This window comes from Halobaculum sp. MBLA0147 (genome assembly GCF_041361345.1).
Lineage (GTDB): Archaea > Halobacteriota > Halobacteria > Halobacteriales > Haloferacaceae > JAHENP01.
The window spans coordinates 887,856-911,098 of record NZ_JBGKAD010000001.1 but is presented as its reverse complement, the minus strand read 5'-3'; the positions used below and the strand labels follow the sequence as shown (position 1 = coordinate 911,098).

Below are 23,243 nucleotides of genomic sequence, written 5' to 3'. Positions count from 1 at the left end.
TCGCCGCCGAGCTACCGCTTCTCTCTCACTCTCGCCGCACTCCACCCTCTCGTCTGTGTAGATCAGTCCCCGTTCGGCTCGCCGAACCGGGTCAGCGGGGCGAGTTCGTCCGTGTCGGGGTCGTCGAAGGCGGCGCGGGCGATCACGCGCTTGTGGACCTCGTCGGCGCCGTCGACGAGTCGGAACTGCCGAGCGGCCTGGAAGAAGTCCGCCAGCGGCAGGTCCTTCCCGATCCCGTTGCCGCCGCAGATCTGGACCGCGGTGTCGACGGCGTCTTGGACCGCGTTCGCCGCGAACAGCTTCGCCATCGCGACGCGGTGGCGCGCCTCCTCGCCCGCGGCGATCCGGTCGGCGGCGTCCCGGACCATCGTCCGGACGGCGTGGAGATCCGTGTGGGCCTCTGCCACGTCGAACCGGAGCGACTGCTTCTCGGCGAGCGGGCCGTCGAACGCCCGCCGCTCGCTGGCGTACGCCACGGCCACGTCGAGGGCCCGCTCCGCGAGCCCGGCGTAGCGCATACAGTGCGTGAGTCGTGCCGGACCGAGTCGCTGCTGTGCGTGGTGGAACCCGGCGTTCTCGCGGCCGAGGAGGTTCTCCTCGGGCACGCGGACACCGTCGTAGACGATCTCCGCGTGACTCATCCCCGTCACCGCACCACCCATGTGCGGGATCTCCCGGACGATCTCGACCCCGTCGGTGTCGGCCGGGACGAGGAACAGCGAGCAGCCCTCGTACGGGTGCGCTTCCTCGTCGGTGCGCGCCATCACGATCAGGAGGTCCGCACTCCCGCCGCCGGTGGTCCACCACTTGTGGCCGTCGATCACCCACTCGTCGCCCTCGCGGCGAGCCGTCGTCTGGATCATCTTCGGGTCCGAGCCCGCTCCCTGGAGAGGTTCCGTCATCGAGAACCCGGAGTCGATCTCCCCGTCGACGAGCGGTTGGAGCCACCGCTCCCGCTGGGCGTCCGTCCCGAGCAGCTCCAGGGTGTGGACGTTCCCCTCGTCGGGGGCGTTGACGCGACAGGCGTGCGCGCCGAGCAGCGAGCGGCCGGCGACCTCGAACGCCGGGAGTACGTCGCGGAAGTCCATCCCGAGGCCGCCGTGGGCCTCGCTCACCTGCGGGGCGTACACGTCGTACTCGCGGGCCGCCTCGCGCAACTCGGCCAGCGTCGCGTCGTCGACCGGCCCGTCGCCGAGCACCTCCCGCTCGGTCGGGATCACCACGTCGTCGAGCAGTGCCTGGGTCCTGTCGGCGAGGTCGCGGGCAGTCTCGCCGTCGTCGTACGAGAGGTTCACACCGACACCTGGACCCGCGTCCGTATCAACCCCCGTGGGCACCCCAGTCGGACAACGCGGAGGCCGTTTCCCGAGACTTTTGTCGCCGTGGGGTGTGGTGACGAGCGTGACAGAGGACCACGGTGAGCCCACGGGATCGGGCGACGGCGGTGACTCGGCCGACCCCGAGCGGTCGTACGCGGACCGACTGGTCGACGAGTCTGCGTTGCGTGCGTTCCTCGCCGACGCGCTCGGCGAGCCGACCGGAACGGACGCAGACGCCTCTGGGGAGTCGACGGACGCCGACGCCTCTGGGGAGTCGACGGACGCGGACGCGTTCGCGGTCGAGCGCCACCGCGAGGGCCACTCGAACGAGACGCTGTTCGTCACGTACGGGGACCGCGAGTTGGTGGTTCGGCGGCCGCCGCCGGGCGAGACCGCCGAGACGGCTCACGACGTGTTGCGCGAGTACCGCGTGACGGACGCGCTCGTCGACACGCCGGTGCCGGTGCCGGTGCCGGTCGCCGCCTGCGAGGACCCGGCCGTGATCGGGTCGGACTTCTACGTGATGGAGCGCACTCGCGGGACGGTGATCCGCGACGCGGAGCCGGAGCGGTTCGCGACACCCGCCCACCGCCGTCGACTCGGCGAGGAGACGGTCGACACCCTCGCGGCGATCCACGGCGTCGACCCGGCGGCGGTCGGGCTCGCCGAGTTCGGTCGTCCGGAGGGGTTCACCCGCCGACAGGTGAACCGCTGGGCCGGCCAGTTCCAGTGGGCCTTCGAGACGACGATGGCGGAACGCGAGGTGCCGGAGATCTTCGAGGCGACGGAGTGGCTGACGGACAACGTCCCCGAGGCCCACCCGACGACGCTCGTCCACGGCGACTTCAAACTCGACAACCTGATGTTCGCGCCGGGGACGCCCCCGGAGTTGGTCGGCGTCTTCGACTGGGAGTTGTCGACGTTGGGCGACCCGCGGACGGATCTCGGGTGGCTGTTGTCGTTCTGGCGCGATCCGGACGACCCCGAGCCGGCGGTGCCGGAACTCGGGACGACGTTCACCGAACGCGAGGGGTACCCGACGCGCCGCGAGTTGGTCGCCCGTTGGGAGGACGCGACGGGGTTCACCTACGAACACGACCGCTTCTACCGCGCGCTGGCGGTGTACAAACTCGCCGCGCTGGGCGAGATGTTCTTCCGGCGGCACCTGGAGGGGAACGGCGACGACGAGCTGTACCCGCTGATGCGCGACCGCGTCCCGGCGATGGCCGAGCGGTGTCTCCGGATCGTCGACGGCGACGAGCCGTTGTAGCGAGTCGACGCACGGGCTGCACGACGGGGAGGGGCCTGCACACGGACTGCACGACGGGGAGGAGCCTGCACACGGACTGCACGACGGGGAGGAGCCTGCACACGGACTGCACGACGGGGAGGAGTCGGCACACGGACCGCACAACTGGGTGCAAACGGGCGAAAGCGTGCGCGAACGGGCGGGAGAACCGGGGTCGTTTAGGTGGGTGTGACCCGTCGGTGGAGGTGTGAACCGGAGACAGGTGGCGGTCGGACTGCTCGTCCTCGCCGTCGTCGTCGGCTCCGGCTCGGCGCTGGCCGTGGCCGGCGGGGTGTCGACGCTCGGCGCGGCGGGTGGGACGGCCGTCGAGACCGGCGACTGGGGGGTCGCGAGTCTCGGGGCAGCCGACGACGAGACGGTGACAGGGAACGAGACGAGCGGCGGGAACGAGACGAGCCGGAGTGACACGAACGAGACGGCGACTGCCGGCGAGAACGAGACGACGGCAGGCAACGAGACGGTGGGGGACGACGAGACGACGACTGTCGACGAGAACGAGACGGCCGAGACGGACGGCGAGACCGTCTCGGCCGGGGCGGGGCGACAGCTCTCGACCGTGGTGACGGTGACCGGGGAGTCGGTCCGCGAGAGCGTCTCGAACGCCTCGCTGACGGCGCAGTTCCGCCGCGCCAACGAGACGGAGCGGGCCGAACTGCTGGCGACGCGGCTGACGACGCTCCAGAACCGCAGCGAGGCGGTCGCCGCCGAGTACGAGTCGCTGCGGGCGGCGTACCGCGCCGACACCCTCTCGACCGGGGAGTTCGCCCACCGCGTGGCGCTGCTCCACGCCAGGGCACAGACGGTGACACGGGATCTCGCCCGAGCCGAACGGCTCTCGGCGAACGTCTCGCGGCTCGAACTCGCCGCGGCGGGGTACGACGCGACGGTCGTCGAGCGAGTCCGCGACCGCGTGGCACCCGTCTCGGGGACCGCACCCGGAATGCTCCTCGGGCAGTTCACCGTCGGTGGGAACGCGACGGTGCGTGTCTCGAACGGCAACGGGACGGGACTCTCGGTCGCCGCCGAGCGGGGTCGGAGTCGGGAGTTCGAGCGCGAGCCGGACGAGAACGCCAGTCTGACCGTCTCCGGCGAGACGGCGCTGGCGACCGCACGCGGCGCACTCTCGCCGGCACCTGGCAACTGGACGCTCGCGGGGAGTACGGTCGACACGGAGGACGGCCTCTACGAGTACGCATTCCGGCTGAGCGGGACGAACGAGTCCGGCGAGGCGAGTGTGACCGTCGACGGGTCCAGCGGTGTGGTCGTCGCACTGGAGGAGTCCGTCGGCGACACCGGCCCACCGGCGACGGTACCGGGTCGCGGCCCGCCCGCGGGCCGCGGCGATGGACCGCCCGGCGACCGTGGCCCTGGGCCGCCGGACGATCGCGGCGGTGGGCCACCCGAGGGTCGTGGTGAGGGACCGCCGGCGGACCGCGGTGCGGGGGCGGACGACGACGAGGCCGACGGAGACGACCTCGCGCTGGTCCTCGCCGGTGGGGAGCCGGCGGCCAACGAGACGGTGACGGTGCGGCTCGTCGGCGCGGACGGCCCGGTCGCGAACGCGACGGTGACGGTCGACGGGACCGCCGCGGGGCAGACCGACGCAGACGGCACGGCCGACGTGCGACTCCCGGCGAACGGGACGACGACGATCCGTGCGACGAGCGGGAACGAGACGGCGACGCTCGTCGTCGAGTCGGGTGAGACGGACGACGACGTGGTCGCCGGCCTGAACGCCAGCGGCACGGTCGAGAACGGGACGGTGACGGTGACGGTGACGTACGACGACAATCCGGTCGCGGGTGTCCGAGCCAGTGTCGACGGCCAGCGCGTCGGGACGACCGGTGGCGACGGGCGTGTCTCGTTCGCCGCCGACCCGGGCACCGTGACGGTCGACCTCCGGAAGGGCCAGTTCGAAGCTCGCCTGTCGCTGTCGGTCGACGACGACAGTGTCTCCGTGACCAACGTCTCCGGGTCGTCGGACGAGCGCGACGAGGGCCCGGGTCGCGGCAACGGAAGCGAGAACGGGAACGGGAACGGAGCCGGAAACGGGAACAGTGACGGGAATGACGACGGGAGCGGCGCTGGCAACGGAAGTGAGAACGGAAACGGGAGCGGGAACGGCGACGACGCTGGTAACGGAAACGGGAGCGGGAACGGCGACGACGCTGGTAACGGGAACGGCGACGACGCTGGTAACGGGAACGGAAACGGCGGGAACGGTGCCAGCGAAGGCAACGGAGACGGCTCCGAGAGCGGACCTGGAAACGGAGACGGTTCCGAGAACGGAGACGACGAGAGCGGCGACGATGACGACGACGAGGACACGAACGCTCGCGACTCGCCAGGCGGCGAGCTCGCGATCCGGTGACAGACCCAGTAGACACCGACTACGGCGTCTCTCGACGAGTCTCAGCGGAGTCGTTCGACCAGATCGGCACCCTCGACGTACGGGACGCCGTGGCGGTCGGCGTAGGCCCGTGCGGCCTCCGGCGAGAGCGCCCGGCCGGTCTCGTCGTCGAGCATCTCACAGACGACGACCGCGGGCGGCACCCCGGCGGCGGCGGCGAGTGCGAGCCCCAACTCCGTGTGGCCGGTTCGGTCTGCGAGGCCGTCGGGGGCGCCACGCAAGACGTGGACGTGTCCCGGTGCGCGGAACGCGGCGGCGAAGTCGTCGGCGTCGTACGACCGCCCGGAGCGCACCGCCGAGACGGCACTCGCCAACTCCGAGATCGTGAGTGCGCGGTCCTCGTCGGTGATCCCCGTGAACGTCTCGCGGTGGTTCACCGTCAGCGAGAACGACGAGCGGTCGTCGTACGCGATGTCGTCGTCGCTCGCAGCCGGGTGGTCCAGCGTCGCCGACCGGAACGGCAGCGCCAGCGTCTCGGCCACGTCGTCCGGCACGGCGACACAGACGAGCCCACCGGCGTCGTTGCGGAGGCGACTCACCGCCGCCGCGTCCACCGCACTCGCGGGGTAGATCAGATCGGTCTCCCCCTCGCGGTCCGCGAAGTCGTGGACCAACACCGGGTCGCCGGCGCGGAACGCGGCGACCGCCGCGTCGAGGTGGCTCTGCTGGTGACTCACGCCGTCTCACCTCCGTCCTGGCCGCCGGTGCCGGTCGCGTCGTACGCTCGCCCCGCCTCCACGATGCGGACGGTGACGGTGTCGCCGTCCGCGAGCGCCAACTCGTCGCGGAGCTTCACCGGCGCGATCACCTCCAACTGCCGCTCGTCGTGGTGTGTCCGCTCGGGGACGATCACGTGACACGGGTCCGACACCTCGCCGTCTGCCGTCTCGACGCTCGCCCGGTAGCAGGTCGCCGGGCCGTAGGTGCGTTCCTCGCCCTCCCAGCCGTCGATGGGCACCCCGTCGACGGAGTCGAGCCCCGCCCGCGCGCGGACGCTCTCGTCAGTCAGGTCGACGTTCAGGGTGCCGTGGAACGGCTCGTAGTCCAGTCGCTCGACGAACTGTTCGACGTACCCCGGCAGGGAGATGTAGTGACGTCCCTCGCCCATCCCGCTGGTGACGGCACCCTCCAGCGAGACGCCCGATCCACCCTCGAAGATCCGGCGGTAGTCGGCGTACTCGGCGCGGAGGCGGTGCTCCCCGTCGCCGGTGATCGAGACCCACTGGCCGTCGCTGACGACCTCTCGTTCGACCAAGCCCGCCTCCTCCAGCCGCTGGAGGCGACGCGAGGCGGTCTGACTCGACGCGTCCAGGCGGTCGCCCAGCACCGAACAGGAGACCTTCACCGGCTCGGCGAACCCGCCCTGCAACGCGACCGTCTTCAACGCGGCGACCTCCGCGTCGCCGACGGCCGACGTGGTTGTTGCCATCGTCGACTCTCGGCCCGCCGCGAACTAAAGCGTACCGTTTCCGTTACGCGTCACAGAATCGTGATGGTGCGGCCGGGGAGCCGGTCGGACGGCTCCGTCGCCGTGACGTGTCACGAGTGTGTGGTGGCTCACTCGAAAGGTTGCCGGTCGCGGCGTGTGTCGCGGAAGAGCCGTGGCCCGACCGCGGTGCGACGGATTGAGTACGGCAGGACTACTCGCGGGGCGTATGGACGCAGCCACCGAGACCGAGGCGACGCTCGCGGTGACCGGCGGACGCGTGTTGGACCCGTCGCTGTCGGTCCGACGGACGGACGTCCTCGTCGACCGGACGGCGGGCGAGATTCTCGCGGTCGAGGACGACCTCGCGGGCGAGGCCGACGAGACACTGGACGCGAGCGGCGGGCTGGTGATCCCCGGCCTCGTGAACGCGCACTGTCACATGGCGATGACACTCCTGCGGGGGTACGCCGCCGAGAAGCCGCTGATGCCGTGGCTCACCGAGGAGGTCGGCCCCGTCGAGGCGACGTTCGGTCCCGAGGCGGTGCGTGCGGGGACGGAACTGGCACTCGTCGAACTGATCCAGTCCGGCGTCACCGCCGTCGGTGACATGTACTTCGAGACGGCGTCGATCGTCGAGGCCGTCGAGCAGTCCGGCATCCGTGCGCTGCTCGGCTTCGGCGCGGTGACGGTGACGAAGGACGACGAGGGGGCGCAGGCGGACGTCGACGAGTCGGTGGCGGTCGCGGAGCGGTACGACGGCGCGGCCGACGGTCGTATCCGGACGGCAGTGATGCCCCACTCGCTCACCTCCGTCGAGCCGGGGTACCTCGCCGAACTCGGCGAGCGCGCCGCGGCGGCGGAGCTGCCGCTGCACTTCCACGCCAACGAGACGACCGGCGAGGTCGATCCCGTCGTCGCGGAGCACGGCCAACGACCGCTGGCGTTCGCGGACGACCGCGACCTGCTGCGGGACACGTACGTCGCCCACGGCGTCCACCTCGACGACGCGGAGATCGAACTCGCCGCCGAGCGCGGCGTGGGTGTCGCCCACTGTCCGGCCGCGAACGCCAAACTCGCCTCCGGCATCGCGCCGGTCCAGCGCCTCCGCGACGCGGGGGTCACGGTCGGGATCGGGACGGACGGCCCGGCGTCGAACGACACCCTCGACGTGTTCGACGAGATGCGCGCCGCCGCCAGAGTCGGGAAGTTGGCGGACGGCAACGCGGGCGACGTGACCGCGGAGACTGTGGTAGAGATGGCGACCGCGGGGGGCGCGGACCTGCTCGGGTTCGACGCGGGGCGGATCGAACCCGGTCGCGCCGCCGACCTGGCGGTCGTCGACCTGGACGCACCCCACCTCACGCCGGTCCACGACCCAGTGAAGCTGCTCGTGTACGCCGCCACCGCGAGCGACGTTCGCCACACGGTCGCGGACGGCGAGGTCGTCATGCGCGACCGCGAGGTCTTGGCGTTCGACACGGACGCCGTCGAACGCCGAGCGCGGGAGGCGGCACACGCGGCGGTCGAGCGAGCCGCGGCGGACGAGTGATCTCGACAGCATGACAGACGAGTCCGACGACGAGACTACGACCGACGAGTCTCGCGACGAGACTACGACCGACGAGTCCCGCGACGAGACCTCGTCGTACCCCGACCTCGACCCAGCGTTCGCGGACGCCGTCGCGGAGATCGAGGCACTCGGCGTCCCGCCGTGGCACGAACTCGCCGTCGAGAGCGCCCGCCGCGTCGAAGACGAGCTGTTCTCGACGGACGCACACCTCCCGGTCGCGCAGACGACGGAGTTGGGGTTCGACGGCCCCGACGGGGCGGTTCCGGTGCGGGTGTACCGCCCGGCCGAGACGCCGGCGCCGACGCTGGTCTTCTTCCACGGCGGCGGCTGGTGTCTCGGGACCCTCGACTCCGCGGACGGGATCTGTCGGCGACTCTGCCGGCGACTCGACGCGGTCGTGGTCAGTGTCGACTACCGCCTCGCGCCGGAAAACCCGTTCCCGGCGGCCGTGGAGGACGCCGTCGCGGCCGTCCGCTGGGTCGCCCGGAACGCGGCCGCGCTCGGCGGCGACGGCCACGTGGGTGTCGCCGGGACCAGTGCCGGCGGCAACCTCGCCGCGGCGACCGCACTCGCGGCGGCGGCCGACGACTCGGGAGTGGACGGGATCGACGGCTCGAGAGTGGACGGCGCGGACACCTCGGAGACAGACGGGGCCGACGCCGCGGGAGCGGCCGCGACCGCTCACGGAGTGTCGTCTGCCGTCGCACAGGAGCCACTCGCGCTCGACGTGGACCTCGCGGTGCAGGCGCTCTTCTACCCGATGGTGTCGCCGTGGACGGACACGCCGAGTCACCGCGAGCGGGCGGACGGGCCGTTGCTCACGAGTCGGGACGTGACTGCCTTCTGGGAGACGTATCTCCAGAGTCCCGTCCACCGCGCGAACCCGTACGCGGTCCCGGCGCTCGCGGATGCGGGGTGGCTCGCGGCGACCCCACCCGCGGTCGTCGCCGTCGGCGACCACGATCCGCTCCGGGACGACGCGACGCGGTACGCCGACTGCCTCCGCGAGGCGGGTGTCTCGGTCGACGAGCACGTGTTCGACGGGCTCCCGCACGGGTTCTGCTCGTTCGCGGACGACGCGAGCGACGGGCAGACGGGCGTGCCGGCCGCCGACCGCGCGTTCGACGCGGTGGTCGAGCACGTCACAGCGCAGTTCGCGGCCGTCGACGGCGAGTAGCTGTCTCGGTGTCGTCACTCCTCTGCCAGATTCGCGAACGCCGCCCACGAGGGGTCCTCGGCGGGCGGCTCGACGCGTTCGCCATCGAGGTACACGCCCGATCCGGCGGACACTTCGCCGACTGCCGCGGCCCGTGTGCCGCGATCCGCGAACGCGTCCAGCACGGCGTCGACAGCGTCGGGTGCGACCGCGAGCAGGAGTGTCCCGGAGGTCGTACACGCCCACGGGTCCACGTCGAGTGCGTCCGCGACGGCGAGGGCGGCGGGATCGGTCGGCACCGCCGCGGTGTCCACGTCGAACCGCACGCCGCCGGCGGTCGCCATCTCACACAGCGCACCACGGAGCCCACCCTCCGTCGCGTCGTGCATCGCGGAGATCGGGGTTCCGGCAGCGGCGGCTACCCCGTCCACGGCGTCCACGGCGGCGAGTGCGTCCCGCGTCACGCCGGTCCGGTCGAGACAGGCCCGCGCGTCCGCCAGCGTCGCGTCGTCGAGGGACGCGAACGCGGGTGCGTCGGGGAACAGCGTCGTCAACAACCCGGCGGTCTCGATCCCCGGCCCCTCCGTGACGACGAGCGTGTCTCCGGGACGCGCGGCGTCGGGCCGGATCACGTCGTCGTGGGCACCGAGGCCCAACACCGTCGCCGCGCCGACCCACGGGTACGACGCCTCGGGGTACCGCGCCGTGTGCCCCGTGGCGACGGCGATCCCCAACGCCTCACACTCCGCGCTCACCGCCGTCCACAGCGCCGCGAACTGCTCGTCGGTCACGTCCGTCGGGAGCGCGAAGGAGACACAGAGGTGTGACGGGGCGACGCCGGACACCGCCACGTCCGCGAGCGCGAAGTGCAACGCGAAGCGGCCCGCGCGGGCGAACCCCAACTCCGGCAGAATCGAGACCGGGTCCGTCGCCGTGACGAGCGCCCGTCCGTCCACGTCGAGGACACCGAAGTCGACGCCGTGGGCCGGCCCGAGTCGCACGTCCTCGCGGTCCGCGCCGAGGTGTGGGAAGACGTACTCCTCGAAGAACTCGCCGTCCACCTTGCCGAGTCGTTCGTCGGCCGCAGTGTCGTCACTCACGTCGCCTCACACCCGTTCACTCCACCTGTCTCGGATCGCATCACATCCGTTCACTCCGCGTGTCTCGGCACGCTTCGCACCCGTCACCCAACGTCTCTCGGAGCGCACCACACTCGTCACTCCACGTGTGGCGCGGGCATCAGCGCCTCGAACGGCTGCTCGTCGAGCCACTCGATCAGGTGAACCAACTGCTCGGTCGCGGCCGCGAACAGCTCCGCACCTTTCTCCGGGGTCGCGTCGGTCTGGTCGCCGAACACGCCGTTCTCGGAGTTGTCGATCGACTCGTAGAACGTCCGTGCCCCGAACTGCCGGAGGTTCCCGTCCGCGAGGTCGACCAAACCGCCGTCTCTGGCCTCGTCCAGCCGATCCTCGCGGACCAACTCGCGGGCGACGTGCATGATCATCGCGGTCTCCTTCGGGCCGCCGTGGGGGCCGTTGTGCTCGAACAACTCGTCGACGAGGTCGGGGATCGACTCGTCCCACATCCACTCGATGGCGTAGGCGGTCTCGTCGCGTCGGAGGCGTCGTCCGACCTCGCGGAGGTGTTGGACGTTGCCGCCGTGGGCGTTGACGAACAGCACCCTGTCGATCCCGTGGTAGCCCAGGTTCCGCACGACACTCTCGACGTAGTCGCGGAACACGTCCGGTTCGACCCACATCGTCCCGTGGAACTGCCGGTGGTGTTCCGAGACCGCGATCCGGACCGGTGGCGTCAACACGGCACCGGTTCGCTCGGTCGCCGCCTCCGCGAGCGACTCGGCGATCAGTGCGTCCGTCGCCAGCGGGAGGTGTGGCCCGTGTTGTTCCGTCGAGCCGGTCGGGACGACCGCCAACGACGCGTCGGCCAACGCCTCGCGAAGTTCCGGCCACGTCCGTGTCGCGAGTTCCATACCCACCGCACGACACCCACACCAATCAATTGGGCGGGTCTCGACGAGGCGGGTCCCACCGCCGACTCGTGGTGGCCGCCGCAGACGCGCCACGGCCGTCGCCTCGGCGACTCCCCGTCTCCGAGGGTGCCGGGCCGAACCGTTTTACCACTCGCAGACAACCTTGCGACAACGTACCGTGACAAGAGGGGGGTCACAGGCGGCAACGGCGGCGAGTGCGGGGGACGCGAGCGGTGCCCGGCGGCAACCGACCGACACGGTCCGTCCATCGACGCCCGAGGTGCAGCGATGACGGACGACGGAGACGGAACGAGCGACGGTTCGTCGGGCCGCGACGGCACGGGAGACGACACCGAGACCCGCGACACTACGGGGCACAGCGTCGACTCGGATGTGACGCCGAGTGTCGACTCCGACGGCGGCGTCTCCTCGCAGGTGACTCGCTCGGAGACGGCGGCGTCCACGCCGGACGCGACGACCTGGACACGGCTCGTCCCCGACCGCGTCCGCACGTCCTTCTCCGCACGACTGCTCGTCGCCCTCTCGCTGATCGTGGTCGTGGTCGCGGCGACCGGCGCGGTCGTCCAAGCGGAACTGACGACGACACTCCAGCGAGACGTGGACGAGCGCCTACTCGCCCAGACGCGGGCAGAGGCCGACGAGCTGGGGGAGTTCGTCACCGCCAGACGCACCCAGGTCGAACTCGTCTCCGACGGGGCGATGCTCGCGCCGGACGCACCTACCGCCCGCGGGCAGGTGTTGGAGCGACGGCTGGCGACGCTGCCGCCGCCGGCGACCGAACTCCACCTCGTCCGCGTCCAAGACGGCACCGTCGTCGCGAGCACGGGCGACACGCTGTCGCCCGGGGAGTCGTTCGCGCCGTTCCCGCGGATCGGCACCACATCCTTCGACGGGTTCGACGACAGCTACGTCACCGACCCGTACACGGACCCGCAGGGGCGGACCGTCGTCGCGTTCGTCTCGCCGGTCCGTGCGGCACCGACGACGCTGCTCGTGTTGACCGTCCGCTCGGCGGGGATCGCCGAGAACTTCGCCAGCACCACCCGCGACGGGTTCACGCAGGTCGTCTCCGACGACGGACGCGTGCTGTTCGCGCGCGACGACGAGGCCACACTCCGGCCGTACCAGACGGTCGTCCCGGGCACCGCCCCGGTCGTCGAACGCGGCCGCGACGGCGAGTCCGGTATCGTCGCCGAGGGTGTCAAGGAGCGGTCGCTGTCGCGCGACTACGTCCAGGCGTACTCGCCGGTCGCCGGGACGGACTGGGTCGTCGTCAAACACGCCCCGACGGCGCAGGCGTACGGGCTCGCGACGGCGGTCAGACGCGGTGTGATCGCGCTCACGGCCGTCACGCTCGTCGGCGTGGTGCTCGTCGGCGGCTACCTCGGCCGCGACACCGCGGCGGCCGTCACCACGCTCGCGGAGAAGGCGGCGGCGGTGGAGTCGGGCGCCTACGACGTGGAACTGCGGCGCGATCGCTCCGACGAGATCGGCGACCTCGTCGCCGCCGTCGGCGGGATGCGCGACCGCCTCGTGACGCAGATCCGCGCCGCCGAGACCGCCCGCGAGGAGGCGCGCGCCGCGGAGTCGCAACTCCAGCGACGCAACCGCGCCGTCGAGGAACAGAAGACGATGATCTCCGTGTTGAACCGGTTCCTCCGCCACAACCTCCGCAACCGGATGAACGTCGTCCTCGGACAGGTGCAGTTGCTCTCGCCGGACACGCCGCCGGCAGACCACGAGCGTCGCCGCCGCGAGATCCGCGAGACGGTCGAGCGGCTGCTCGAACAGGCCGACAAGGCCCGCCACGTCGAGTCGTTGGCGAGCGAGGAGACGCCGCTGGGACCGACGCGCGTCGACGACCTCCTCGCGGAGACGGCCGAACGCGTGGCGGACACACACGACGAGGCGGTCGTCGAGACGGACCTGGCGGCGCCGCTCGTCGCCACGGGTCACGACACGCTCGCGGTCGTCTTCGACAACCTGCTGGAGAACGCCGTGATCCACAACGACCGGTCACGCCCGACGGTGACGGTGTCGGCGCACCGCGAGGCCGACGCCGACGGGGAGTGGATCGTCGTCACCGTCGCGGACGACGGCCCGGGCATCCCCGATCACGAGGTCGCGGCGCTGGACGCCGACTACGAGACGGCCGTGACCCACGGCAGTGGGCTGGGGCTGTGGATCTCCGACTGGATCGTCTCCGAACTGGACGGGGAGCTCGCCTTCGAACACCGCGAGCCGACGGGGACTCGCGCCACCGTCCGGCTCCCAGCCGCGCGCGACGAGGAAGGGTAGTCCGCGGACCTCGACCGACCAGACGGCGCTACAACAGCCCCTCGTTCTCCAGGAACTCGCGTGCCACGGTCGCGGGGTCGTCACCGTCGACGACGACGCGGCCGTTGAGTCGTCGGATCGTCTCGACGCCGTCGAACGCCGGTCCCAGTTCCGCGAGCCGCTCGCCCGCTCTCGTGTTCGGCCCGACGACACCCACGTCCGCGACCGGAATCGGGTTGTACGTCGGGAAGAAGTCCCGGTCGTCGGTCAGGACGGCCAGATCCGTCCGGTGGATCTGTGGGTCCGTGTTGAACCCCATCACCACGTCGGCGTCGCCGCGCTCGTACAGCTCGTAGGTGATCCCTAGCGGGACCGCACTGATCTCGTCGTCCAGTGCCGTCAGCGCCGCCTCGTCGAACTCGTAGTGGTCGACCAACCCCGGCCACCCGTCCGGGCGGTCGAGGAAGTCGTTGCCGACCGCCACGTCCACGTCCGTGTTGCCGGCGTTGACGTACGCCGCGAAGTCGCTCAGCGTCTCGACGCCGGTCCGCTCGCGCCAGTCGGCACCCGCGAGCATCACGAACGTGTTGTCGAACGGCGCGCGCGGGAACACTGTGACTCCCTGCTCGGCCGCCTCCTCGACGACCGCGTCGTACAGCGCCGCGGGGTCGTCGGGTGCCGACTCGTGTGTGGGCTCGAACGAGAGGTAGATCGTCCCGGTGTACTCCCAGTAGCAGTCCAGTCTCCCCTCCGTGAGTGCGATCCAGTTCGGCTCGTCGTAGCCGGACGGGATCGCCGTCTGCACCCGGCGGTCCGTCCGCTCCCGGAGCGTGATCGCCGCCATCCGGCCGAGGATGCGATTCTCCGCGAAGTTCTTCGCGCCGACCGTGACACTGTCCGGTGTCACGGCCGGCGCGTCGCCCACTCGCGTCGCGTCGCCCGTCGTCTCGGTACCCGTCTCGTCGGTCGTCGCCCCGCGCCGGTCTGTCCCGCCCACGTCGCGACGGACGCCGGCACAGCCGACCGTCCCCACCGCCGCCACCGTCGCCGCTCCCCCCAGTACCGCACGCCGCGACCAGCGTCGCATGTGGTACCTCTTCACACATGGAGGGCTTAACACTGACGCGTCGCTGGGTGTCTCTGCTCGCGAGCCGCCGACTGGGAGCGGGCGTGCGTCTCGTCACCTCCTGTCTCCAGTCGTCACTACGTCTCGGTCGTGAAGAAGTCGAACACGACTAGTGTCGTCTGTGGGGGAGATATATCAACGACGTTGCCGGTGGGACTACGACGCCGCCGGATTCACGTACGCGCCGGCCCAGTGGCTGGTATGCCACGGAGACGCGCGTTCCTCGCGAGCCTCGGAGCCGGACTCTCGGCGGCGACGACCGGCTGTGCCACCGCGGCCCGCCGCGACGGGTTGATCGACACACCCACCGACGGCGAGGACGGAGAGCCGGCGACGGCGGAGACGGGCGGGGAGACGACGGGCGACGACCGGAACGCCGCCGTCCCGCCGGGTCTCGGCGACGCGGCGGTGGAACTGTACCGCGAGACGATCCCGTCCGTCGTCGGCGTGTTGGTGTACGACCGGGACGGACGCGCGGCCAGCGGCTCCGGCTTCGTCACCGGCCTCGGGCCCGGCGGGCCACACGTCGTCACCAACCAGCACGTCGTCGCGCCGGGCAACCGCTTCCGGATTCGGTTCCAGGGCAACGAGTGGCGCGAGGCGACGCTCGTCGGCACGGACGTGTACTCCGATCTGGCAGTGTTGCGGCCGCGGAACCGCCCGGACTCCGCCGACCCGCTCTCGTTCGCACCGGCGTCTCCGGAGGTTCCCGTCGGAACGGACGTGCTCGCCATCGGGACGCCGTTCGACCTGAGCGGCTCCGCCTCGGCCGGGATCGTCAGCGGCGTCGACCGACTGCTCCCCGCGCCCAACGAGTTCTCGATCCCGGACGCGGTCCAGACGGACGCCGCGCTCAACCCCGGCAACAGCGGCGGGCCGCTGGTCGACGCCACCGGCGAGGTCGTCGCGGTCGTCAACTCCGGCGGCGGCGAGAACATCGGGTTCGGCATCTCGGCGGCGCTGTCGCGGCGCGTCGTCCCCCGACTGATCGCGGACGGGGAGTTCCGGCACTCGTACCTCGGGGTCGGCATCAGACAGGTGACGCCGACCGCCGCCGAGGTGTACGACCTCGACGACGTGGCGGGGTTGATCGTCGTCAGCGTCGTCTCCAGCGGCCCCTCCGACGGGGCGCTGCGGGGCACGACGGGCAGCGAGACGCGTCGGGGCGTCGAGGTGGTGACCGGCGGGGACGTGATCGTCGGCATCGGCGACGCGACCGTCGAGACGCAGGCGGACCTCTCGAACTTCCTCGCCTTAGAGACGAGCCCCGGCGACACGGTGCCGGTCACCGTCGTCCGCGACGACCGGCGGGTGACCGTCGACGTGGAACTCGGCGCTCGGCCGCGCCCACGCGGGTCGGTCTCCGGCCCGCGTTCGGGGTGGTGACCGAGCCGCGTTCGGTGTGGTGATCGCCCCGCGTTCGGTGTGGTGACCGAGCCGCGTTCGGGGTGGTGACTCGCCACTCGCGGTCCGCGGTCTGAACGAGTACCAGACCCGCTCGCCCGCTCACTCCAGTCGGTCGGACACGTCGCGGAGCTGTTCGGTTCGCTCCTCGACGGCCTCCTCGCGCAGCGCCTCCTCCTCGGGGGTCGGACACCGCAGGTCGGGGACACTCGTGGGCCGGCCGCTGCCGTCCAGCGCGACGAAGGTGAAGAAGGAACTCGTCGTCTCCCGCACCTCGCCGGTCTGTGGATTCTCGGCGCGCACGTCCACCTTCACGTCGATGCTCGTCCGCCCGGTGTTGAACACGTACCCCTCGACGACCGCGACCTCGCCGAGATCGATGGGGCTGATGAAGTCCACGTGGTCCATCGAGGCGGTGACACACTGTTTCGAGGAGAACCGCATCGAGGCGATGGCACCACAGATGTCCATCCAGTGGAGCACCGCACCCCCGAGCGCCCGCCCGAGGTTGTTGGTGTCGTTCGGGAGCAACAACTCCGTCATCTCCGTGTACGACTCCGCGAGCGTCACGCCGTCCGATCCCGTCTCTTCGTCGTCGTCGCGACCGACGCCCGCACCGAGTCGACTCCCCGTGTCGTCCATACGAGCGGGTAGCGTTGCCGGCGGAATAAACACGCGGAACCGGCCGTTCGGCGGACGTGTCGTGGCGGCGTCGTCACGACTCGTCGTCGGCACCCTCGCGCTGGTGGAACGCGCGGACGGTCTGGTAGACGCGGAAGGCGGCGAGTGCGCCGACGACTGTCGCGATCGCACCGAGTGTCGTCCCGCCCTGCAACAGCGCGTACAGTGGCCCGAGGATCAACCCCGCACCGGCGACGTTGGTCCACAACACGGCCGTCCAGAAGGCGTTCTTGATCTCGTCGTCCACCTCCGAGGGGTCCGGCAGGTCGTCGGCCGGGTTGCGGACCGTGGGGATCTCCACCTCCGGCACGGACGGGAGGTCCCGCTCCGGGTCGCCGAACTGTTCGCTCGGGTCGTACTCCTCTGGTTCCGGGTACTTCTCGCCCAGCGAGCCGCCGCCGTCGACGGCCGCGTCGTCTCGGTCCGTGGCGTCCCGGTCGGGGGCGTAGTCTGCGCCTCGGCCGGGGGCGTCCACGCCCACGGGGGCGTCGTCGCCGTCTCCGTCGTCGGCGTCCACGCCCTCTCCGTCGTCGGCGTCCACGCCCTGGCCGGCGTCGCCGTCTCGGTCGTCGCCGTCCACGCCACGGTCGGCGTCGTCGCTGTCTCCGTCGCGCGCCGTCCGGCCGCCGTCCCCGTCGCTCACGAGCGGGCGTAGACGGTCGGGTCGGTAAAACTGCGCGGTGTCACGGCGGCGAGCCGCCGGTCACACCAGGTCTGTCACCGTCACCGTCCGCGAGGCCTCGAGCCACGCGAGCGGGTTCTCCGAGTCGAAGAGCACGACCCGTCCGTCGTCCTCGTACATCTCGACGGCCTCGGCCGTCTCCGGTTCCGCGGCGTCACCTGCGGCGTCCCACGAGGAGTCGGTGGGTGGTGTCATATCTCCGGAGTTTGGTAACCGTTCACAGTGTATATGTCTTGCCGTCACGGCCGCACCTGCCGTCCGACCGTCGTCGACCGACAGTCCGCCGCGTGTCGACGGCGCCGGGCGACCCGGGAGGGAGAGGTTTTTCGCCGGGGACGACCCAACGGCGTGTATGGATCAGCAGACGTTCGACGACCTCCCGACGGCCGACGACGGGGACCGGCCGGACGCGGAGGCGGCCGTGGTCGCGGGCGAGGCGTCGACACACGTCAGCGAAGTCGTCGACGCCGGCGACGTGCGCGTCCCCGACCGGACCGACGAGACCCCGGTCGAGCTGATGGTGACCGCGGTCGACTACACCGTCGAGGGCCGTGGCAGCGACCAGTACCCGGTCGTCCACGTCTTCGGCCGTACGCCCGACGACGAGTTGGAACACGTCCGCGTCGTCGGCGTCGAGCCGTACTTCTACGTCCCGACGGCCGACGTGGCCGACCGCGACCTGGTCTCGGAGTACGACGTGGTGCTGGACACCCGCGAGCACCCCGGCGGCGACCCGGACGCCGAGCGGTTCGAGAGCATCCGCGGCGAGCCGGTTACGAAGGTGACCACCCGCACGCCGCGGGACGTGGGCCAGATCCGCGACGACTTCGAGACCACCTACGAGGCGGACATCCTCTTCCCGAACCGCTTCCTCGTCGACCACGACGTGACCGCCGGCCTCCGCGTCGAGCGGCGGCGGATCGACGAGGACGACCCCGACAGTCCGCTGCAGGTCACCGCCGAACACTTGGAAGCTGCCGACGTGGACGCGGACCTCCGGATCAACACCTTCGACATCGAGGTGGACGACCGCAACGGGTTCCCCGAGAACGGCGAGGAGCCCATCGTCTGTCTCACGAGTCACGACTCCTACCGCGACGAGTACGTCCTGTGGCTGTACGACGCGCCCGAGGGCCCCGGTGCGGCCGTCCCCGACGCCGAGTTGGAGGCCGCCTTCGAGGAGTACGAGTTCGTCTCGGACGACACCACACAGGACCCGTCCGTCCGACTCGAACGGTTCGACACGGAGGAGGCGATGCTGGACGCTTTCCTTTCGTATCTGAACGATACTGATCCAGATCTCACCACGGGCTGGAATTTCGAAGATTTCGACGCACCGTACCTCTTCGACCGGATGGAGGAACTCGACCCGCGCAGCGAGTACGACCTCTCGCCGGACCGCGCCTCTCGCGTCGACGAGACGTGGCGCTCCGGCTGGGGTGGGCCGGACGTGAAGGGTCGGGTCGTCTTCGACCTGCTGTACGCCTACCAGCGCAACCAGTTCTCGGAGTTGGACTCCTACCGACTGGACGCAGTCGGGGAGTTGGAGTTGGGCGTCGGGAAGGAGCGGTACACCGGCGACATCGGCGACCTCTGGGAGGAGGACCCGCGGCGACTGTTGGAGTACAACCTCCGGGACGTGGAGCTGTGTGTCGAGATCGACCGCCAGCAGAACCTGATCGACCTGTGGGACGAGACGCGAAAGTTCGTCGGCTGCCAACTGGAGGACGCGCCGACGCCCGGCGACGTGGTGGACATGTACGTCCTCCACCAGGCGTACGGGGAGTTCGTGCTCCCGACGAAGGGGCAACAGGCCGGCGAGGAGTTCGAGGGCGGCGCGGTGTTCGAACCCATCTCCGGAGTCGCCGAGAACGTCTCGGTGCTGGACCTGAAGTCGCTGTACCCGATGTGTATGGTGACGATCAACGCCTCTCCGGAGACCATCGTCGACGACCCCGAGTCGTTCGACGGGGAGACGTACCGCGCTCCCAACGGCACCCGCTTCCGGAAGGAGCCGGACGGGATGATGCGCGAGATGGTCGACGCGCTGCTCACCAAACGTGAGGAGAAGAAGGCACTCCGCGACGAACACGAACCCGGCACCGAAGAGTACGGCAAGTACGACCGCCAGCAGGCGTCGATCAAGGTGATCATGAACTCGCTGTACGGCGTGTCGGGGTGGGAACAGTTCCGCCTGTACGACAAGGACAACGCCGGGGCGATCACCGCGATGGGACGCCGCGTGATCGAGTTCACCGAGGAAGCCGCCGCAGAGATCGGCTACGACGTTACGTACGGAGACACCGACAGCGTAATGTTGTCGCTGTCGGACGTGGAAACTAGCGAGACGACGGTCCCCGACGAGGTGCGGGAGGCGCACCCGGAGATGAGCGAGACGGAGCTGGCGACGACGCAGGCGGCCATCGAGGCCAGCGAGGACATCGAGACGTACATCAACGACCGGTACGACGACTTCGCGGCGGAGGAACTCGACGCCGAAGAACACCGCTTCGAGATCGAGTTCGAGAAACTCTACCGGCGGTTCTTCCAGGCAGGCAAGAAGAAGCGCTACGCCGGCCACATCGTCTGGAAGGAGGGGAAACACGTCGACAGCATCGACATCACGGGGTTCGAGTACACCCGATCCGACATCGCGCCGATCACCAAGCGCGTGCAGAAACGCGTCATCGAGATGATCGTCACCGGCGAGGACCTCGACGACGTCGAGGAGTACCTCCACGAGGAGATCCAGTCGTTCAAGGCCGGCGACGTGGACTTAGAAGAGATCGGGATCCCGGGTGGGATCGGGAAGAAACTGGACAACTACGACACGGACACCGCACAGGTCCGCGGGGCGAAGTACGCCAACCTGCTGTTGGGGACGAACTTCCAGTCCGGGTCCAAGCCCAAGCGGCTCTACCTCGACGGTGTCCACCCGGACTTCTACGACCGCGTCGAGTCGGAGCTCGGACTGGAACCCAACGGCGCGAGCCGCGACGACGCGCTGTACACGGAGTTCAAACGCGACCCGGACGTGATCTGCTACGAGTTCGCCGACGAGATCCCCGAGGAGTTCGACGTCGACTACGACAAGATGCTCGAGAAGACGCTGAAGGGCCCCATCGAGCGGATCACCGAGGCGCTGGGCCTCACCTGGGACGAGATCGAGAGCGGCCAGGAACAGACCGGGCTCGGCGACTGGGGCTGACCGGCGCGGCGACTGGGGGTCGACCGACGCTGCGCTCGGGGATCGACCGACGCTGCGCTCGGGGATCGACCGGCCTCGGCGACTAGGGGTGAGCGACCCGACGGCGCACCCGTCCACGCCCGCCGAGCCGGTCGGCGTTTCGAGAACCACAAAACGTTCTTGGTGTATCACGAACCCGAACAACGGGGATGCGAAACGGTTATGGGTCGAACGACCCACCGTACGAGTACGAGGTACCACTCACACATGGCAACACTGGAACTGTCGAACCTCCACGCAGAGGTAGCCGAGACGGGCGAGTCGATCCTCCGGGGCGTCGACCTGGAAGTCACGAGCGGCGAGATTCACGCGCTGATGGGGCCCAACGGGTCCGGGAAGTCCACGACCGCGAAGGTCATCGCGGGCCACCCGGCCTACGAGGTCACCGAGGGTGACGTGACGCTGCACCTCGAGGAGGCCGACGTCGAGGATATCGACGAGGAGCTGGACGACGAGGACTACGAGTGGGACCTGCTCGAACTCGAGCCCAACGAGCGCGCGGCGCTGGGTATCTTCCTCGCCTTCCAGTACCCCGCCGAGATCGAGGGCGTGACGATGGTGAACTTCCTCCGGCAGGCGCTCAACGCCAAGTTGGAGGAGCGCGAGGAACTGTTCGAGGACGAGGAGGCCGACGAAGCGGAGACGGCCGACGACACCAACGAGGACGCCGCGGGCTACGAGTCCTCCCCGATGGAGGGGCCCGAAGACGACGGCGAGGTCGGTGTCGCCGAGTTCCAGCAGTTGCTTCAAGAGAAGATGGAGCAGTTGGACATGGACGCGAAGTTCGCCGAGCGGTACCTCAACGCCGGCTTCTCGGGCGGCGAGAAGAAGCAGAACGAGGTGCTGCAGGCGGCGGTGCTGGAGCCGTCGATCGCGGTGCTCGACGAGATCGACTCCGGGCTGGACATCGACCGGCTCCAGGACGTCTCGGAGGGGATCGAGAAGCTGCGCGACGAGCAGGGCACCGGGATCCTCCAGATCACGCACTACCAGCGCATCCTCGACTACGTCGACCCCGACTACGTCCACGTGATGCTCGACGGCGAGATCGCCAAGAGCGGCGGGGCGGAGTTGGCCGAGCAGCTGGAAGACGAGGGGTACGACTGGGTGCGCGAGGAAGTGTACGGCACGGCGTAACCGCGAGCGGTGGCAAAGACACAATAGTGTAGCGGTACAAGGTAACACACGACATGAGCTCCGAACAAGACGAACTCAAGCAGACGGACACCGAGGCACGTTTCGACTTCAAGAAGGAGGAGAAGTCTGCCTTCCAGACGGAGAAGGGCCTGACGGAGGAGACGATCAGGCTGATCTCCGAGGACAAGGACGAACCGGACTGGATGCTGGAGCGGCGCCTGCGCGCGCTCCGGCAGTTCCACGAGATGCCGATGCCGACGGACTGGCCGGGTCAGCCGGACCTCTCGGAGGTGGACGTCGACGAGATCGTCCCCTACATCCGACCGGACATCGAGACACGCGGCGGCGCGGAGAACTGGGAGGATCTCCCCGAGGAGATCCAAGACACCTTCGACAAACTGGGGATCCCGGAGGCGGAGAAGAACGCCCTCTCGGGTGTCGGTGCCCAGTACGAGTCGGAGATCGTCTACCAGAACATGCAGGAGCGGTGGGAAGACAAGGGCGTGATCTTCTGTGACATGGACAAGGCCGTCCAGGAGCACGAGGAGATCGTCCGCGAACACTTCATGACCGAGGCGGTGCCGCCCAGCGACAACAAGTTCGCGGCGCTGCACGGTGCGGTGTGGTCCGGTGGGTCGTTCGTCTACGTCCCGGAGGACACCACCGTCGAGATGCCGGTGCAGGCGTACTTCCGGATGAACTCCGAGGGGATGGGCCAGTTCGAGCACACGCTCATCGTCGCCGAGGAGGGGTCGGAGGTCCACTACATCGAGGGCTGTTCCGCACCGAAGTACTCCGCGTTCAACCTCCACGCCGGTGGCGTCGAGGTGTTCGTCGGCGAGGACGCACACGTCCAGTACTCCACGGTGCAGAACTGGTCGAAGAACACGTACAACCTGAACACGAAACGCGCCCTGGTCGAGAAGAACGGCCGGATGGAGTGGATTTCCGGCTCGATGGGGTCGAAGGCGACGATGCTGTACCCCTCCTCGATGCTGAAGGGTCGCGGCGCGTCGGACAACCACATCACCATCGCCTTCGCGGGCGAGGGCCAGAACATCGACACCGGCGCGAAGGTGTACCACAACGCCCCCGAGACGAAGTCGACCATCGAGTCGAAGTCGATCTCGAAGGACGGCGGCCGCACGAACTACCGCGGGCTGGTCCACATCGCGGACGGCGCCGAGAACTCCTCGACGGCCGTCGAGTGTGACGCGTTGATGTTCGACAACGAGTCCACGTCGGACACGATGCCGTACATGGAGATCAACGAGTCGAAGGTCGACGTGGCACACGAGGCGACCGTCGGGAAGATCGGCGACGAGGACGTGTTCTACCTCCAGTCGCGCGGCCTCGACGACGACGACGCCAAGCAGATGATCGTGAGCGGCTTCATCGAGCCGATCACGGAGGAGTTGCCCATCGAGTACGCGGTGGAACTCAACCGCCTCGTGGAGTTGGAGATGGAGGGGAGTCTCGGATAAC

At 69.8% G+C, this 23,243-nt stretch carries 18 protein-coding genes; 9 read left to right on the top strand and 9 right to left on the bottom strand.

Going from position 1 to position 23,243, the window contains the following annotated elements:
• Positions 1–62: 62 nt before the first annotated feature.
• Positions 63–1,295, bottom strand: coding sequence for an acyl-CoA dehydrogenase family protein (locus RYH80_RS04305; RefSeq protein WP_370902625.1), 1,233 nt, complete (start codon positions 1,293–1,295; stop codon positions 63–65).
• A gap of 187 nt (positions 1,296–1,482) precedes the next feature.
• Here RYH80_RS04305 and RYH80_RS04300 point away from each other — a divergent pair, with 187 nt between their 5' ends.
• Both RYH80_RS04300 and RYH80_RS04295 read left to right on the top strand, forming a co-directional pair.
• The gene (locus tag RYH80_RS04300) at positions 1,483–2,589 is read left to right on the top strand and encodes a phosphotransferase family protein (RefSeq protein ID WP_370904652.1); all 1,107 of its coding nucleotides are present in this window, start codon (positions 1,483–1,485) and stop codon (positions 2,587–2,589) included.
• Positions 2,590–2,815: 226 nt separating this feature from the next.
• The gene (locus RYH80_RS04295) at positions 2,816–4,999 is read left to right on the top strand and encodes a hypothetical protein (RefSeq protein WP_370902624.1); all 2,184 of its coding nucleotides are present in this window, start codon (positions 2,816–2,818) and stop codon (positions 4,997–4,999) included.
• 41 nt (positions 5,000–5,040) lie between these two features.
• Here RYH80_RS04295 and ribB read toward each other — a convergent pair whose 3' ends face one another.
• A complete protein-coding gene (ribB, locus tag RYH80_RS04290; protein ID WP_370902623.1) occupies positions 5,041–5,715 on the bottom strand; it encodes a 3,4-dihydroxy-2-butanone-4-phosphate synthase in 675 nt (224 codons plus the stop codon).
• Entirely contained in the window at positions 5,712–6,467 is a 756-nt protein-coding gene (locus RYH80_RS04285) for a DUF120 domain-containing protein (RefSeq protein WP_370902622.1), read from the bottom strand. Before RYH80_RS04285 ends, ribB begins: the two co-directional genes overlap by 4 nt.
• A 226-nt stretch (positions 6,468–6,693) precedes the next feature.
• On the opposite strand from RYH80_RS04285, the gene RYH80_RS04280 reads away from it, so the two are divergent.
• Both RYH80_RS04280 and RYH80_RS04275 read left to right on the top strand, forming a co-directional pair.
• Positions 6,694–8,016, top strand: coding sequence for an amidohydrolase (locus tag RYH80_RS04280; protein WP_370902621.1), 1,323 nt, complete (start codon positions 6,694–6,696; stop codon positions 8,014–8,016).
• Positions 8,017–8,026: 10 nt separating this feature from the next.
• Positions 8,027–9,214, top strand: a complete 1,188-nt coding sequence (locus tag RYH80_RS04275; RefSeq protein WP_370902620.1) for an alpha/beta hydrolase — start codon at positions 8,027–8,029, stop codon at positions 9,212–9,214.
• Positions 9,215–9,228: 14 nt separating this feature from the next.
• On the opposite strand, the gene RYH80_RS04270 is transcribed toward RYH80_RS04275, so the two are convergent.
• Positions 9,229–10,293, bottom strand: a complete 1,065-nt coding sequence (locus tag RYH80_RS04270; protein WP_370902619.1) for an AIR synthase-related protein — start codon at positions 10,291–10,293, stop codon at positions 9,229–9,231.
• Positions 10,294–10,409: 116 nt separating this feature from the next.
• A complete protein-coding gene (locus RYH80_RS04265) occupies positions 10,410–11,183 on the bottom strand; it encodes a creatininase family protein (RefSeq protein WP_370902618.1) in 774 nt (257 codons plus the stop codon).
• A gap of 288 nt (positions 11,184–11,471) precedes the next feature.
• Between RYH80_RS04265 and RYH80_RS04260 the strand changes: the two genes are divergently transcribed.
• On the top strand, positions 11,472–13,502 hold the full coding sequence (locus RYH80_RS04260; RefSeq protein WP_370902617.1) for a sensor histidine kinase: 2,031 nt from the start codon (positions 11,472–11,474) through the stop codon (positions 13,500–13,502).
• Between the two features lie 28 nt (positions 13,503–13,530).
• On the opposite strand, the gene RYH80_RS04255 is transcribed toward RYH80_RS04260, so the two are convergent.
• The gene (locus RYH80_RS04255; protein WP_370902616.1) at positions 13,531–14,568 is read right to left on the bottom strand and encodes a glycine betaine ABC transporter substrate-binding protein; all 1,038 of its coding nucleotides are present in this window, start codon (positions 14,566–14,568) and stop codon (positions 13,531–13,533) included.
• Positions 14,569–14,808: 240 nt separating this feature from the next.
• Here RYH80_RS04255 and RYH80_RS04250 point away from each other — a divergent pair, with 240 nt between their 5' ends.
• Positions 14,809–15,993: a S1C family serine protease gene (locus RYH80_RS04250; protein WP_370902615.1), complete on the top strand. Its 1,185-nt coding sequence runs from the start codon at positions 14,809–14,811 to the stop codon at positions 15,991–15,993.
• A 120-nt stretch (positions 15,994–16,113) separates the two neighbouring features.
• Here the strand turns inward: RYH80_RS04250 and RYH80_RS04245 are convergent, their stop codons facing one another.
• The 3 genes from RYH80_RS04245 to RYH80_RS04235 form a co-directional block, all read right to left on the bottom strand.
• Positions 16,114–16,554, bottom strand: coding sequence for an acyl-CoA thioesterase (locus tag RYH80_RS04245; RefSeq protein WP_370904651.1), 441 nt, complete (start codon positions 16,552–16,554; stop codon positions 16,114–16,116).
• A 172-nt stretch (positions 16,555–16,726) separates the two neighbouring features.
• The gene (locus RYH80_RS04240) at positions 16,727–17,335 is read right to left on the bottom strand and encodes a DUF7322 domain-containing protein (RefSeq protein ID WP_370902614.1); all 609 of its coding nucleotides are present in this window, start codon (positions 17,333–17,335) and stop codon (positions 16,727–16,729) included.
• A 60-nt stretch (positions 17,336–17,395) separates the two neighbouring features.
• Entirely contained in the window at positions 17,396–17,569 is a 174-nt protein-coding gene (locus RYH80_RS04235) for a DUF7331 family protein (RefSeq protein ID WP_370902613.1), read from the bottom strand.
• Between the two features lie 157 nt (positions 17,570–17,726).
• Between RYH80_RS04235 and RYH80_RS04230 the strand changes: the two genes are divergently transcribed.
• The 3 genes from RYH80_RS04230 (at position 17,727) to sufB (ending at position 23,242) form a co-directional block, all read left to right on the top strand.
• The gene (locus RYH80_RS04230; RefSeq protein ID WP_370902612.1) at positions 17,727–20,582 is read left to right on the top strand and encodes a DNA-directed DNA polymerase; all 2,856 of its coding nucleotides are present in this window, start codon (positions 17,727–17,729) and stop codon (positions 20,580–20,582) included.
• A gap of 246 nt (positions 20,583–20,828) precedes the next feature.
• Positions 20,829–21,758: an ABC transporter ATP-binding protein gene (locus RYH80_RS04225; protein ID WP_370902611.1), complete on the top strand. Its 930-nt coding sequence runs from the start codon at positions 20,829–20,831 to the stop codon at positions 21,756–21,758.
• 53 nt (positions 21,759–21,811) lie between these two features.
• Entirely contained in the window at positions 21,812–23,242 is a 1,431-nt protein-coding gene (gene sufB, locus RYH80_RS04220) for a Fe-S cluster assembly protein SufB (RefSeq protein WP_370902610.1), read from the top strand.
• Position 23,243 lies beyond the last annotated feature (1 nt).

Coding starts and splice junctions, on each gene's coding strand:
- RYH80_RS04285 (WP_370902622.1), bottom strand. CDS start 6,467: ATGGCAACAACCACGTCGGCCGTCGGCGACGCGGAGGTCGCCGCGTTG.
- RYH80_RS04280 (WP_370902621.1), top strand. CDS start 6,694: ATGGACGCAGCCACCGAGACCGAGGCGACGCTCGCGGTGACCGGCGGA.
- RYH80_RS04275 (WP_370902620.1), top strand. CDS start 8,027: ATGACAGACGAGTCCGACGACGAGACTACGACCGACGAGTCTCGCGAC.
- RYH80_RS04265 (WP_370902618.1), bottom strand. CDS start 11,183: ATGGAACTCGCGACACGGACGTGGCCGGAACTTCGCGAGGCGTTGGCC.
- RYH80_RS04260 (WP_370902617.1), top strand. CDS start 11,472: ATGACGGACGACGGAGACGGAACGAGCGACGGTTCGTCGGGCCGCGAC.
- RYH80_RS04255 (WP_370902616.1), bottom strand. CDS start 14,568: ATGCGACGCTGGTCGCGGCGTGCGGTACTGGGGGGAGCGGCGACGGTG.
- RYH80_RS04250 (WP_370902615.1), top strand. CDS start 14,809: ATGCCACGGAGACGCGCGTTCCTCGCGAGCCTCGGAGCCGGACTCTCG.
- RYH80_RS04245 (WP_370904651.1), bottom strand. CDS start 16,554: ATGACGGAGTTGTTGCTCCCGAACGACACCAACAACCTCGGGCGGGCG.
- RYH80_RS04235 (WP_370902613.1), bottom strand. CDS start 17,569: ATGACACCACCCACCGACTCCTCGTGGGACGCCGCAGGTGACGCCGCG.
- RYH80_RS04230 (WP_370902612.1), top strand. CDS start 17,727: ATGGATCAGCAGACGTTCGACGACCTCCCGACGGCCGACGACGGGGAC.
- RYH80_RS04225 (WP_370902611.1), top strand. CDS start 20,829: ATGGCAACACTGGAACTGTCGAACCTCCACGCAGAGGTAGCCGAGACG.
- sufB (WP_370902610.1), top strand. CDS start 21,812: ATGAGCTCCGAACAAGACGAACTCAAGCAGACGGACACCGAGGCACGT.